This window comes from Croceicoccus estronivorus (genome assembly GCF_001625325.1).
Lineage (GTDB): Bacteria > Pseudomonadota > Alphaproteobacteria > Sphingomonadales > Sphingomonadaceae > Caenibius > Caenibius estronivorus.
This window is the reverse complement of the sequence record NZ_JRQQ01000001.1, coordinates 310,920-325,062: the sequence shown is the minus strand read 5'-3', so window position 1 is coordinate 325,062 and position 14,143 is coordinate 310,920. Positions and strand designations below refer to the sequence as shown.

General features: G+C 58.7%; 9 protein-coding genes. 5 read left to right on the top strand and 4 right to left on the bottom strand.

What is annotated here, in order from left to right; translation table 11 throughout:
* Window positions 1-18 precede the first annotated feature (18 nt).
* From MB02_RS01630 to trxC, 3 genes are all read left to right on the top strand, one after another.
* A complete protein-coding gene (locus tag MB02_RS01630) occupies window positions 19-1,755 on the top strand; it encodes an N-acyl-D-amino-acid deacylase family protein (RefSeq protein WP_067532276.1) in 1,737 nt (578 codons plus the stop codon).
* A 369-nt stretch (window positions 1,756-2,124) separates the two neighbouring features.
* Window positions 2,125-3,336: a mechanosensitive ion channel family protein gene (locus MB02_RS01625; protein WP_407919323.1), complete on the top strand. Its 1,212-nt coding sequence runs from the start codon at window positions 2,125-2,127 to the stop codon at window positions 3,334-3,336.
* A 66-nt stretch (window positions 3,337-3,402) separates the two neighbouring features.
* Entirely contained in the window at window positions 3,403-3,849 is a 447-nt protein-coding gene (gene trxC, locus MB02_RS01620) for a thioredoxin TrxC (protein ID WP_067531588.1), read from the top strand.
* A 105-nt stretch (window positions 3,850-3,954) separates the two neighbouring features.
* Here the strand turns inward: trxC and MB02_RS01615 are convergent, their stop codons facing one another.
* Window positions 3,955-4,725: an SDR family NAD(P)-dependent oxidoreductase gene (locus MB02_RS01615; protein WP_067531585.1), complete on the bottom strand. Its 771-nt coding sequence runs from the start codon at window positions 4,723-4,725 to the stop codon at window positions 3,955-3,957.
* A 47-nt stretch (window positions 4,726-4,772) separates the two neighbouring features.
* Window positions 4,773-5,843 (bottom strand): Rieske 2Fe-2S domain-containing protein, encoded by a 1,071-nt coding sequence (locus MB02_RS01610; RefSeq protein ID WP_067531583.1) that lies wholly within the window; start codon window positions 5,841-5,843, stop codon window positions 4,773-4,775.
* Window positions 5,844-5,962: 119 nt separating this feature from the next.
* Here MB02_RS01610 and MB02_RS01605 point away from each other — a divergent pair, with 119 nt between their 5' ends.
* A complete protein-coding gene (locus MB02_RS01605; protein ID WP_082825895.1) occupies window positions 5,963-6,709 on the top strand; it encodes a helix-turn-helix domain-containing protein in 747 nt (248 codons plus the stop codon).
* Here MB02_RS01605 and MB02_RS01600 read toward each other — a convergent pair.
* Both MB02_RS01600 and MB02_RS01595 read right to left on the bottom strand, forming a co-directional pair.
* The gene (locus tag MB02_RS01600; RefSeq protein WP_170304600.1) at window positions 6,657-8,876 is read right to left on the bottom strand and encodes an EAL domain-containing protein; all 2,220 of its coding nucleotides are present in this window, start codon (window positions 8,874-8,876) and stop codon (window positions 6,657-6,659) included. The genes MB02_RS01605 and MB02_RS01600 overlap by 53 nt on opposite strands.
* A gap of 355 nt (window positions 8,877-9,231) precedes the next feature.
* On the bottom strand, window positions 9,232-11,541 hold the full coding sequence (locus MB02_RS01595; RefSeq protein ID WP_067531576.1) for a TonB-dependent receptor: 2,310 nt from the start codon (window positions 11,539-11,541) through the stop codon (window positions 9,232-9,234).
* Window positions 11,542-11,799: 258 nt separating this feature from the next.
* Here MB02_RS01595 and MB02_RS01590 point away from each other — a divergent pair, with 258 nt between their 5' ends.
* A complete protein-coding gene (locus MB02_RS01590; RefSeq protein ID WP_235829385.1) occupies window positions 11,800-14,130 on the top strand; it encodes a TonB-dependent hemoglobin/transferrin/lactoferrin family receptor in 2,331 nt (776 codons plus the stop codon).
* The last annotated feature ends 13 nt before the right edge of the window (window positions 14,131-14,143 follow it).

Genomic DNA, 14,143 nt, shown 5'->3' with positions numbered 1-14,143 from the left:
ATCGCAGGAGATGATGAATTGAGTGGTATTCTGATCAAGAACGGAACTGTAGTCGATGGCACCGGGGCGAAGGCTTTTGCCGCCGACGTGCGCATCGATGGGGATCGGATCGTAGAAGTTGCTCCCGGCCTTGAGGCGCGTGGCGAGAGGGTGTTTGACGCGGAAGGTTGCTTGGTCACGCCGGGCTTTATCGAAAGTCACACCCACTATGACGGCACGATGTGGTGGCAGCCGGATCTTGATCCGCTGCCCGGCTACGGCACCACCACCGTTATTCTGGGGAACTGCGGCTTTTCCCCTGCGCCGGTTTCCGATGATGAGGCCGCCCGGTTGGAAATGGTCAAGATATTCTCGTTCTTCGAGGATATCCCGGAGGCTCCGTTTGTGGCGAACTTGCCGTGGGATTGGCGCAAGTGGTCGGAATACAAGGAATCGCTGACCAAGCGGCTGCGCGTTCCCACCAATTACAGTGCGTTTGTCGGTCATATCGCCATTCGCCTTGCGGTGATGGGGCTGGACGCCTGGACGCGGGTCGCAACGCCTGAAGAAATCGAGGCAATGGCGGAGCATCTCGAGAATGCATTGCAGGCCGGTGCCCTGGGCCTGTCCGACAACTTGCTCGACCACGATGGCCAGGATCGCCCGGTTCCGACACTGGTTGCCGACGACGCCGAATTTTCCGCATTGTTCGATGTGCTGGAGCGGCATCCGGGGTGTACCTATCAGGTCATTCTCGACACTTTCATGCGCAAGACCGCGCCAGCTTCGCTGGACCGTCTCGCAAGGCTGCTCAAGGGCAAGAAGGTCAGGGTTCAGGTCGCGGGCGGCATTCCCACGCTGGATTTCCAGCAGGACATGCGTGAGGTCATGGAACCGCAGATGGCCCGCCTTCAGGCAGAAGGGTACGATTTCTGGACTGGTTTCGCGCATGTTTCGCCGACCAACACCTTGTCGATCGAACGCTCGCTGATCTTTGCGCAATCCAATGACTACGTCTGGCACGAAGTCGTATTGGCCGAGACGGAGGAGGCAAAGGCTGCCTTGTTGCGGGATCCCGATTGGCGCGCCCGCGCCCGCGAAAGCTGGGACAACAAGGTGTGGAAGCATGCCCCCATGGCCAATCCCGACACGCTTTACCTGCGCAATTCGGAAAACGGCTTCGGGCCAATCAATGTGACGCTCAAGGAATATGCGGATTCGCTTGGCGTGCATCATTCGGATGCCATGGCTGAATGGCTGCTTTCCAACGGGTTGGCCTCGACCGTGCACATGGCGCCGTTCCCCAAGGACGAAGAGCTGACTGCAAAGCTGATCCGCGATCCGATGTCCGTCGGGAATATTTCGGATGCGGGCGCGCATCTGCAGATGTTTTGCGGGGGTGGCGAAAACATCCTCATGCTGACGAAGTATGTCCGCGAAGGTTCGGTTACGTTGGAAGAGGCGATCCATGCCCTGACCGGCAAGCTCGCCAGCCACTTCGGACTGGCGGAGTGCGGCGCCGTTCGTCCTGGCATGCGCGCCGACATTGCGGTGTTTAATCTCGACGAGGTGGAACGGCGTGAAGAATACAAGCGTTTCGATGTGCCGACCGGCAACTATGGCATCAGCTGGCGTTACACGCGCGATGCGGCCCCCATGCGCCTGACTCTCGTCAATGGCATGCCGACTTTTATGGATGGCCGTTTCACAGGGGCTATGCCGGGTGAATTCCTGGCGCCCGTTGCCGACGTCGAATTGGCGCAGGCAGCCGAATAAATCGGGTGGGCCGCGCAGCAGCGCGGCCCATTTGGATTGCATCGCGTGTGGAATTTGAGCGACTGATACGCTTCCGAATTTTTCGCGCAGTTGCTTCGAAGCCATGATGTGTGCCGAGGCCGAAAGGCTTTCGGCACACTTGCATATCTGCCTGGCCGAGGGCCCATCTGTCGGTGATGGATATTCCGCCAGGGGGCCAGCTAAAGCCATGGGTTCGATCCGGGGCGATGCCGATTTCAAGACCGGTTCCCGGCCGCATCAAGCAAGGAACGGGTTGTATGCGCCGTCGAAATTTGACATCGGCGGGAACACGTCTGCGGATTGATGACTACTGGCAAGGGAGAGAGCAGCGGCACTGCCGCCGGGATGATGGAAGCAATACAGACATATATCGCGAACCAGCCCCTCTGGGTTCAAACCCTGACGGGATTGGTGGAACTGGCTCTTGTCGCTGCGGCGGCGAATTTCATCATCAAGAAGGTGATCCTGCGCGCTGCCGCGCCATTTCTGGATCGTCGCAGCCTTACGGTCGACAAGGCGGCCGCCCGCCTTGCCAATGTTATTCCGGCACTCATTGTCGCGCATGGCATCGTGTTCGTGCCTTATCTGCCCGAGGGGGCGATTGCGGTCATCCGTAACGTCGCCCGCGCCTGCATAGTCCTCAGCGTGGCTTTCGCCCTCAGTGGTGGCCTCAATTACGTCAATGAATTGTACCAGCGACGCCCCGAGGCGCGCAGCCGGCCCATCAAGGGCTATATTCAGGTTCTCAAAATCGTTCTGTTCGGTGGCGCGACGATTCTGATTATCGCGACGTTGATGGAACAGTCCCCCCTGCTGCTGCTGTCGGGTTTGGGGGCAATGGCCGCGGTGTTGATGCTGGTGTTCAAGGACACCATTCTGTCACTGGTCGCGTCGGTGCAGTTGGGATCCAACGACATGCTGCGCGTGGGGGATTGGATTGAGATGCCACAACTCAACGCCGATGGGGATGTGGTCGATATCGCCCTGCATACAGTCAAGGTCCAGAACTGGGACAAGACGATCACGACGATTCCGACGCATCGGCTGATTGCGGAGAGTTACAAGAACTGGCGGGGTATGCAGGAATCTGGCGGCCGCAGGATTAAGCGGTCGTTGCTGATCGACCAGAACAGTGTTCGCTTCCTCCAACCCGATGAAATCCAGCGTGTGCGGCGCTTTCGGCTGCTTGATGATTATGTCGCCCGCAAGGACGAAGAAATCCGGCGCTGGAACGACAATGCGCTGGGCGACGAAGGCGATCCGGTGAACGCGCGCCGGCTCACCAACGTGGGGACTTTCCGGGCCTATGTTTTTGCCTATCTCCAGGCACATGATCAGATCAGGGACGATATGACTTTGCTGGTGCGCCAGCTTACCCCGACATCGCAAGGGCTGCCGCTGGAGATCTATTGTTTTACCAGTACGGTCGCATGGGACGAATATGAGGCTATCCAGGCCGATATATTCGACCACCTGCTGGCGATTATGCCCGAGTTCGGCCTGCGCATATTCCAGGAGCCGAGCGGGCTTGATCTGCACGAACGTCTGGCCAGCATCTAGAAGTCTTCCGTCGACCGCTTAAACTATCTCTTCCCCATTCCTAAAATAGGGGCAGGAGGTAAATTCATGGCGTCCCAGAATACGAGGATTGTTGTCTGCCCAGCATGCGCGACGTCCAACCGTGTCCCGGTGGACAAGCTCGGGGCTGGCGGGAAGTGTGGCCGATGCGGCCTGCCGCTGTTTCAGGGGCAGCCCATTACTCTTACATCAGCCAGTTTCGATGCCCATGCCGTAAAGAGCGATCTGCCCTTGCTAGTCGATTTCTGGGCCTCATGGTGCGGACCATGCCGACAGATGGCCCCGGCGTTCGCGGCTGCGGCGGGGCAACTGGAACCTCACATCCGCCTGGGAAAGATCGATACCGAAGCGGAACAGGCGATTGCCGCCCGTTACGGCATTCGCTCGATCCCGACGCTGATTCTGATTTCGAAGGGACGGGAAGTCGCTCGGCAGTCTGGCGCGATGCCGACGGGCGCAATCGTTAACTGGGCCCGGCAAGCAGCCGGTCGTTAATCGGCGAGCGGGCGGCAGCGATCCATCATCAGCAGATAAAACAACCGCCGGGGGTGGTGCGCGTCCACCCCCGGCAGCGTTCAGGCCTCTCTGGCCGCCCGGATTTCAGACGCCGAAGCCGCCTGCAACCGAAATGGTTTGCCCGGTTACGTAATTACCATCGTCGGAGGAGAGGAACACAGCGGCTTTACCGATGTCCTCTGCCTTGCCCCACCGCTTGAGCGGGAGCATCTGCTTGACCTCACGTTCCCAATTCTCGTCAAAGTAGCCTTCTTCCTGACCGACCTTGAACTGGCCGGCGTCGATAACCCCGACGAGGATGGAATTGGCGCGGATTTCGTGGACGCCTTCTTCCTTGGCGATGCCCTTGATCAGAGCTTCGTTGCAAGCCTTGGGCGCGACGGACAGCCCATCGAGATGCGGCCACCAGTCATGCCCGCCGGAGCCGAGATGAACGAACGAGCCGCCGCCCTTGGCGCGAAAGTGCGGGATCGCGGTTTTGACGGCGTTGTAAAACCCGAAGACCTCGATCTCGATCGAGTTGCGGAACTGTTCGTCGGTCCAGTCGGCGATGTTCACTTGCGCTACAATCGGGCCCGCGCCCCAAAGCACGGTGTGCACGCGGCCATGTTCGGCAACAGCGGCATCAAACGCGGCTGCCACTTCCTCACGATTGCGTACATCGGCCTGATGGATACTGGCATTTACGCCCAGCGCGCGAATGGCTTCGGCGGTGGCTTCGGCCACGTCCTTCTTGGAGCGGTAGCCGATGGCGACATTCGTTCCGGCCTTGGCATATTCCATTGCCACGCCCTTGCCGATGCCGCCACTGCCGCCAAATACGATGACGGCGCCTTCCGGGAATTTGTTGCTCATTCTCACCCTATTCGTTTGTGTGTTGCTGGTTGGTAGACATTAGAAGCTTATTCAGCCGCGGCCAGACCCAGGGCCGGAGCTACGCCGGGTGTCGCATGGTCGCCGTTGACGCGACGCTGGAAATCAATCGCGCGTGAGCGGGGGTTATAGAACTGGCGATACCATGTCCGGCTGCGATGGAATGGCCCATCGGTCGGTAGCTGCAGGATACTGAGCGCGGGGCCCTTGGTTTTCCAGATGGCGAAATCCTGTGAAAATGCCGCAAGACCCGTCTTGTGATATTGCGCGTGCATCGCACGATCTTCTGCCGAAGGCGGGGCGCTTTTCCCGCGCGTGATGATCCCATGCCAGATCTGCGTTTCGCCGTCTTCCTTCGGCGTATGCAGGATGATTTGCACTGCATCGGTTTCACCGGAATAGCGGGCAACCAGAATGCCTGGACCAACATAACTGGCATCGACGTTCATCACACCGTCCTCGCTGGCCATGGTCTCATGCCCACCACCGGAAATTTGCGTGCCGACGACACCATCGAAGACGGAACGGAAATAGGCCATACGCTGACCATGAATCGGTCCGAAATGGCGTGTGTCCACCAGATTGTCGACGATTTCCTGAGGGTGGACTGGCAAGGTGCCGAGATCGTCGTATTCGCAGCGGACCCAGGCCGCATCATCCCATTCGGGAAGCTCCGGCAATGCGAAGTCCGGCGCGCCTTCTTCCGGATCATGCCAGGCGAAGATGCAGCCGAACCGTTCTTCCGCGGGATAGGCGCGAACTTTCGCCGCTTCGGGAATGCGTCCATCGAAATAGGGTACGTGATCGCAACGGCCATCCGGGCCGAAGCGCCAGCTGTGATAAGGGCAGCGGATTGAATCTCCCTCGATCCTGTTTGCCCCGGCGCTGGAGCTCTGGTCGGCGGCGAGATGCGCCTGCATATGGGGGCAATAGGCGTCCAGCACGACGACGCGTCCGGATTCACCGCGATAGGCCACCAGTTCACGTCCGAAGAGGCGGATGGGAATCGGTGAGGCCCCGACGTCGCTTGCCCGGGCCACCATGAACCACCCTCTTGGAAAGGTGAATTCGCCAAGCCCATATTCCTTGGTGGTTGCCATGCGTCTTCTCCCAAGCAGTTTTCGTTGGCCCATGTCTGTGGTGTCACGGGGCATGAATCAATGGCGCTTCGAAACATGCTATCATATAATGATAGAATACAATCATGGAGAGATAGAAGATGGCCAACCTCCCATCGGAAAGCCCCGCCGTTGCGAATTTGCTGCTCGAATTGCGTCGGACACTGAGGGCGAGCGGAGTCACTGTGGCTGAATTGGCCAAACAACTCGACGTTGCGGAGCCTACCTTGTGGCGCTGGTTAAGGGGACAGGGCCTGACGCTTGTGGGGCTAAGTAGAATCTGTGATGCGATCGGCCTGGATTTCCGCGACCTGGTCGAACGATCACAGGGACCCGAAACGGATCGGTTCAGTTTGCGTCAGGAGAGGTTTCTGGCTGCGGATCGTGAATTGGCCCTGATTTTCTTTGTCGTTCTGAATGGTGAGCAAAGACAGTCGTTGATCGACGAGTTCGGCCTTGATGCCGTCCGGGTGGACCAGCATATAGAGCGATTGCGGCGGCTTGGCCTGATCAGCGTTGGTCCAAGAGGGAGACTTCGCCCCCTGATTTCCCGCACCGCACGTTGGCGCAGGGGTGGCCCCTTGGCGGTTGCCTTCGAAAGGACAGTCAAAGGCTTTTTCCTGTCGATGGATTTTGGAGCGGAGGACGCGCTCTACGTGTCGGACATGATCCGGTTGAGCGATTTCGGCAGGAAGAGAGTCCATGCCCTGTTCGAGAAGCTGCGGTCCGATATCCACATGGTTGCCGAACAGGACGCTGTGGCGGGGCTGGACCGCTACGACTGGTCGGCCCTGTTCATGCTTGTTCGTCCCCTCGACGTGGCAGAAGTGACAAAAGACCTAAATTAGGTCGCCGGTAGGGCCGGTTGGAGCCGCCGGGGCGGCTGTGCCCAATGGCATTCATGCCGTGGCTGACGTCTGCGGATTTTCTGTACGGTAGTTTGGGATGCAGCAGATGCCGGGAGGCGCCCTGTTCGTCCAGTGGGCGACCAAGCAGATAGCCTTGTGCGGCATCACACCCCAGTTTTTCCAGTTCGACGTATTGATCGTGTGTTTCGATGCCTTCGGCGACGACCTGAAGGCCGAGATTATGCGCGAGGGAGATGATCGTGCGAACGATGACATGGTCGTCCTGGGCCTTCAGCATGCCATTGATGAAGGAGCGGTCGATCTTGATCCGGCTGAGTGGAAACCGTTTCAGGTGGGTCAGTGAGGCATAGCCCATGCCGAAATCGTCAAGCGCAATGGCAATGCCTTCGGCATGCAGCTTCTGCAAAACTCGTGCGATACTGTCTGCCGAACGATCCAGAATAACGTTTTCAGTGACCTCGATCTCGATTTCCGCAGGGCGGATGCTGTGTCTCTTGAGCGCGGCGATCAGTGAACGGACGAAGTTGGGCTCGTGCAATTGCGCCGCAACGATGTTGATGCCCAGCGTGCCGGGATTCAGGTTCCGCAGTTTCAGGCGTGCGAACATGGCCAGTGCCTTGTCCGTGATCTTTTGGCTTAGCTGCGAAATGAGCCCGGCCTCTTCCGCGACTGAAATCAGATCCTCAGGCGGAATCCACTTGCGGCCGACCTTCCACCGGACCAGTGCTTCGAACCCGGTGTGTTTCCCGGTCGCCATATCGAGCTGAGGCTGGAGAACGACCTTGAAGCCGTCATTTGTCAGTGATTTTTTCAGTTCTTCGGCCAGCTTGATGCGGCGCATGCGCTGACGCCGCATCGACATGTTATAGATCCGGTAGGTGCCGTGTCCCTCACGCTTGCACTGGAACAAGGCCATGTCGGCACACTTCATCAGTTCATCGGGATTTTCGGCGTCGTGGGGGAAGGTGGCAATGCCCATGCTGGCCGTCTGCACTACCGTTTGTTGGCCGATCTCTGCGGGTACGGCCAGTGCGGCGCTGAGTTTGCCCATGACGCGCCTGATTTCGGCGGTTGTGCAGCATCCTGTCAGAAGGATCGCGAATTCATCGCCTCCGATGCGGGCCACTGTATCGGTTTTCCGGACGGAAGCCTCCAGACAACCGGCAATATGGCGCAGCAGAATATCCCCTGCATCGTGGCCCAGGCCGTCGTTAATGGCCTTGAAATCGTCAAGGTCGATCCGGACAAGAGCGCAGGGCTGATGTGTCTGGCGATTGTGAGTCACGGCTTTGCTCAGGCGTTCGACGAAAGTATTCCGGTTGAAAATGCCGGTGAGGGGGTCGCGCTTTGCCTGGTAGGCGATCTTCCGTTCGGCATGCTTCAGATCGGTAACGTCCGTCTGTACCGAAACGAGTGTGCCCGTCGTTGAACGACGGTGTTGAATCTGTACCCACCGGTCATCGGGCAAATGCTGAATGAAACACTTGCAATGCTGATTTTCACCCCTGCTCAGGTGGGCGTTGCATCGCTTTTCATCAATGGTGGAGGCGGAATGGTCACAGTCACTTGCACGGCGGCAGAGATCTATCAGTTCGGTGTTATCGGAAGATATTTCCTCATGCGCGCTGTTGACAAATATGGCTTTGCCGTCCTTGTCGAAAGCGATGACGCCGTTGGGCAGGGTTTCGACGATATCGTGGAGCAGTGTCTCCATTTCCTGGCGTTTGCGGTTTTCTTCGGCCGCGCGGGCTTCGGCATCCTTGCGTGCGGTAATGTCCAGACAGAGGGCGAGATAGCCGATTATTTTCCCTAGGGGATCGTATCTTGGGGTGATCTGCATATCCACCCAGTATGGGGTGCCATCCAGAGCCTTGTTGCAGACTTCACCATGCCAGATGTCGCCCGCGCTGATGGTCTTCCACAATTGCTTGAAGAATTCGGGGCCGTGCAGTCCGGAATTGAAGATGTTGTTGTTTTTCCCGACGGCATCGGAGATTGAACATTTGTTCAGTTGGCAGAAATTCTCGTTTGCGTAGACGATGTATCCCTGAAGATCGGTACATACGACATTGGCAATGCGATCAAGCGCCTTCTTGTATGCGCCAAGACTGATGCCGGTCGCCGAATGAGTGATGAGGTCCTGCAAGATCTCATCCGCAGAGGAGGCTGTTTCTACGTCAAGAAACTTCTCCCGGACTCCCATCGATATACCTCGCTGTCCTCATAGAGGTTGCGGCGTAATATTCGCGCGACAATTTGCCGATTAATGCTGCCTTGCGAGAAACGAACCGGTGGCCATTTCGGTTTCACGCAAGAAAACTCAACAAGCACAAATCTATATGTACGCTACTGTGTATACGACGAGTTAACGGTGAGCTGCGGGAGTGGGGTCAGGCAAGCGCAGATATGAAATGGGCCCGCCGTTTGACGGCGGGCCCATCGTTACCCGAAAGGGACAGGGCGGGGACGAAGACGTAAACCCTCCATCCCGAACGGTAAGATCAATAGGAAGCGATAACCGTCAGACCCATGCGGCGATCCGGTCCCCAGGTTTGCGTGGCAAGACCGAGTGAACCGAAATCTACTGCGCCGATCCTACGCTTCTCGTTCAGCAGGTTTTCCCCATAGGCTTGGATTGTCAGGTTCATGCTCGGGCCGACATTCACATCCTTCAGCGTCAAGCGTGCACTCAACTCGTTCTTGGCCGTGTGCTTGATGTACGGATTGTATGGGTTCACCCGGTCGAGCGGGAAGGTGTAGGAACCGTTCTTGTAGGAATAGTCCACCCGCAGCGACAGCGCCGTATCATCCCACTGCGCAATATCCCAGGCCGCGCCGATCCGGGCCGTTTTCGTCGGGACGTGCGCCAGATGGACCTCGTCGGCCACATTGATCAACGTATCGGTAGCCGGATCGAGATAGAGGTAGGTCTTGTAGTTCGGATGAACGTAGCCGACCGAACCGTCGACGGTCAGGAAGTCGGATAGAACGGCGGTTGCCTCGGCTTCAAATCCGCTGAAAGTGACCTTGCCGGCGTTTACAGTCTTGGTGCTGCCGCCGCTGCTGCCCGCAACGAACTGGCTGATCTGCAGATCCTTGTAGTCAGTGATGTAGGCTGACAGGTTGATGCGCAGGCGGCGGTCGAGCAGGTCTGTCTTGAGGCCAGCCTCATACGATATCACCTTTTCCGGATCGTAGCCGTTGGGGTTGCCCGAGCCACCGGCATCGAACCCGCCCGCACGATAGGCCGTGGATGCACGGGCATAGGCGAGGATTTCCGGCGAGAAGCGGTAAGTGACTGACGCCAGCCAGCTGACGTTGTCCCAGCTGTTGGTGCCTTCTCCCGGTGCCAGTGCATAGCCGTTATATACGTTGGCTTGCGACAGCTTCTTCTTGTCATGCGTATAACGCAGGCCGCCGGTGACTTCCAATCCGTCGATGGAGGCCGGTTTCCATGATACCTGCGTGAAAGCGGCGTAGGATTTTGCGCGCGCCACGTAGTCGCGGAAGAATACCGTGTTGGCGCCGCGCAAGTCGCCGGGCGCGACTTCGGATACGAGCGTGAAGCGCTGCGTCGTGGCGCTGGTGTACCTCTGGTCGAGATAATACAGCCCAACCACGTAGTCGAAATCGGAAACAGTGCCGGTCGCCTGCAACTCGCTGGAGAACTGCCGGTCGCGCGCGCGGGCGGGATCGGGATAATCGAACATGTAGACACGCCCGACAGAACCGTCGGTCAGACGACCCATCAATTCACCCTGGCCGAAGTTGTTGACCGCCTGATTTTCCTTGAAACGGCGATAGCCGGTGATCGACTTCAGGGTAAGCGCCGGGCTGACATCCAGTTGCATCGTCATTGACGTGCCCCAGATGGTCTGTTTCCCGCGCGGCTGGTTGGCCACGGTTACCTTGTCACGATAGTTCTGGCTGACGATCAGGGGAGAACCACCCAGCGATTCCGATTGCGAGAAGTATGCCCGCTGAAGGTCGTTCATGTAGGCAAGCTGCTGCCAGATCGGAGCGTTGCGCGCGGAAGTCACGTCTGCACGCAGGTCGAAAGTGAATGACGGGCTGACGTCGCCGTGAATGGCGAGGAACCCGGATTCGCTGTTGCGTGCGCCGGGATCGGCGGTGCCCTGGCTCAGCGTGTTCTTTACGTAACCATCCTGCTCCTCGTGGGAGTAGGCAACCTTGGCGCTGATCCCGCTGTCACCCAGTATCCCGGTGTTGAGCGTGGTGCGGCTCTTGAACAGGTTGTCGGTACCGACAGTGACCTTTTCTTCGAGGCCGAATTCGTCCGCTGGTGCCTTGGTGAAAATATTGATCGCGCCGCCGGTGGTGTTGCGCCCGAAGAGAGTGCCCTGCGGGCCACGAAGGACTTCGATCCGTTCGAGATCGACCATGTCGAACAGCAGCGCGTTAGGGCGCGACATCAACACACCATCAATATACATCGCGATGGGATAGTCCGAAACGCCCGTGGCATCCGATCCGCCGATGCCGCGGATATTGGCGACAACGCCACTGGTCGTCGGGCCTGCCGCTGTTTCGATGAACACAGCAGGCGCAAGGTTGTCGATGTTTCCGATCGAGCTGATATCGCGTTCCGCGATTTCCTGTGCCCCGATCCCGGTGATCGAGAGAGGCACGTTCTGAAGGTTCTCTGCCTTCTTGCGCGCAGTCACGATGATGTCGCCGACGCCGGCATTGTCATACTCGCTGCTGGTGGCTGATGGAGCCTCCTGGGCAACGGCCGGGGTGGCCAGTGCCGTGGCTGCAACGGACAGCAGTAAAATTATTTTCCCATGCATGAAAATTATCTCCCCTGAGATGGTCGAGCCGTAAAATTCGGCCCTGTGTCGGGGCGCATTAGAGGCCGGTGTAGGGGAAGACGAACCTATTAGAGACGATTCCGAACTGTCGGAAATGCGCAAATCCCCGGTTTCCTGCGGCTTTCAGGTTTCGGTCCCCGGCATCACCCAATCATCGGTCGGTAAAGGGTTGACAAAGTGCCCCTTCGTTCTCGATTAGAACACTAATGAGAATCACTATCATTAGCAGGGGAAGCTATGAATCGTTCGAATGGTCATGATCCCAAGGCGAGGGCGGAAATGGGGAAATCGCAAGGCCGCCCTGCGGGCACTCTTTGCGCGATGCGTCATACCAGGCCTGCCTGTGCGAGCGTGGCATTGGCATTCGCGGCCTGTGCGGGATCGGCCCATGCGCAAGGCAACGACGGTCTCTATTGGGTGGATCGACTCAGCTCGATCACTGTGACGGCGACGCGCACGCCCATCGAGGTTGTCGATGCGCCTGCAACCGTGACAGTGATAAGCGATCAGGAAATCGCGGACCAGATGGTGACGGATATCAAGGATCTCGTGCGGTTCGAGCCGGGCGTGACCGTGCGCCGTGCCCCGACACGCTTCGGGGCGGCACTTGGCACCACCGGGCGGGCGGGAAATGAGGATTTCAATATCCGGGGGATCGGGGGCAATCGCGTCCTGATCCAGGTGGATGGAATTCGTTCTCCTCAAGGGTTCTCATTCGGTGCGCAGGATGCCGGACGCGGTGGCTATACCGATGTCGGGCTGGTTAAATCGGTGGAGATACTCCGCGGGCCGGGCTCCGCATTGTACGGCAGCGACGGGCTTTCGGGGGTCGTCAGCTTCACCACCTCCGACCCTGAAGACCTGATACAGCCGGGGGCTGACATCGGGGGTTTCGCGCGGGCGCAATACAGCTCGGATGACAACGAGTTTGCCGAAACGGCGGCATTGGCCGGACGATCCGGGAACCTTTCCGCAATGCTGGCATATACCCGGCGCGATTTTCAGGAGCTGGAGAACAAGGGGTCTGTCGGTGGTACGGGCGAAAGCCGCACCAAGCCCAATCCGCAGGATGGCTGGTCCAATGCGCTGCTTGGCAAGCTCGTATGGACTGATGGCGGGCACAAGATCCGGCTGACAGGCGAATACCTCAAGACGCGGGTCCGGACCGATGTCCTGACCGGCGAGGGGCCTTACAAAATGTACGGCATGTCGCTCTGGAATGTGGACAGCCTGAGCGCACGGGACACCACCGAGCGTAAACGGCTGTCTCTCGACTGGACGTGGAGTGGTGAAGGCGCCGTCGATTATGCCCATGCTGCAATCTATTGGCAGGATGGCAAGGACATCCAGTTCACGGATGAAGACCGCTCCCCTGCCAGCGCCACCCCGCGCCCTGATCGGGAGCGTTTGAATACGTTCGAGAACCGCGTCTATGGCGCGATGGCCGAAGCACGCAGTGACTTTGTCACAGGAGCTATCGGGCATCGGCTCTCTTTTGGCGGAGATGTGAGCTGGACGCGGCAGAAAGGCTTGCGGGACGGCGTGGAGCCGCCTGCCGGGGAAACATTCCCCACTCGTGCCTTTCCGGCCACGGACTTCATGCTGGGGGGTGTGTTCATTGGCGACGAGATTGCGCTGATGGGCGAGCGGCTGATGTTGTATCCGGCGCTGCGGTTCGATTTCTATGATCTCGACCCGCAAAATGACCCGCTGCTGCCGACATTTACCGGCTCGGGACAAAAGGATTCCCGTCTGTCGCCCAAGATCGGGGCGGTGGCCAAACTAGGCGGCGGTGTACGACTGTTCGCCAACTACGCACAGGGCTTCCGCGCGCCGACACCCAGCCAGGTGAACAACTTCTTCGAAAACCTGGCCTACGGTTACACTTCCGCCCCCAATCCCGACCTTGGGCCTGAACGGAGCGAGAGCTTCGAAGGCGGCGTCCGTTATGCGGGCAAGCATGTCTCCCTGTCGGTGACCGCTTTCCATGGCGACTATGACGACTTCATCGACCAGCAGGTCGTATCCGGCTCGTTCACTCCCAGTGATCCGGCAATCTATCAATTCGTCAACGTCGACCGGGTCGTGGTGAAAGGGATAGAGGGTAAAGCCGATTTTCAAATGGAAAACGGCCTGACCGGCCGCTTTGCCATTGCCTACGCCAAGGGGGATGAAAAACTGCCGGGCGGTGGCAAGCAGCCGCTGGCTTCGGTCGATCCGCTCAATCTTGTCGCAGGGCTCGGCTATCGCGATCCGGCCGGGGCATATGGGGGCGAACTGATCGTTACGCACCACGCGCGCAAGGGCGCGGGCCGGACAGGCGAATGTACGGACAGTTCAGGTGCTGTGACCGACTGCTACCGGCCCGGGAGTTTCACGATCCTCGATGCCACGGCGTTTGTCCGGCTGGCAGACGCCCTGACGCTGCGCGCGGGCGTGTTCAATCTGCTCAACGAAAAATACGCTTACTGGAGCGATGTGCGCGGCCTCGCCGCAAGCTCTTCCATCACCGATGCCTACACGCGGCCGGGCCGCAATGCGAGCGCGTCGCTTAGCTACCGTTTCTGATCTGGGGGAAATT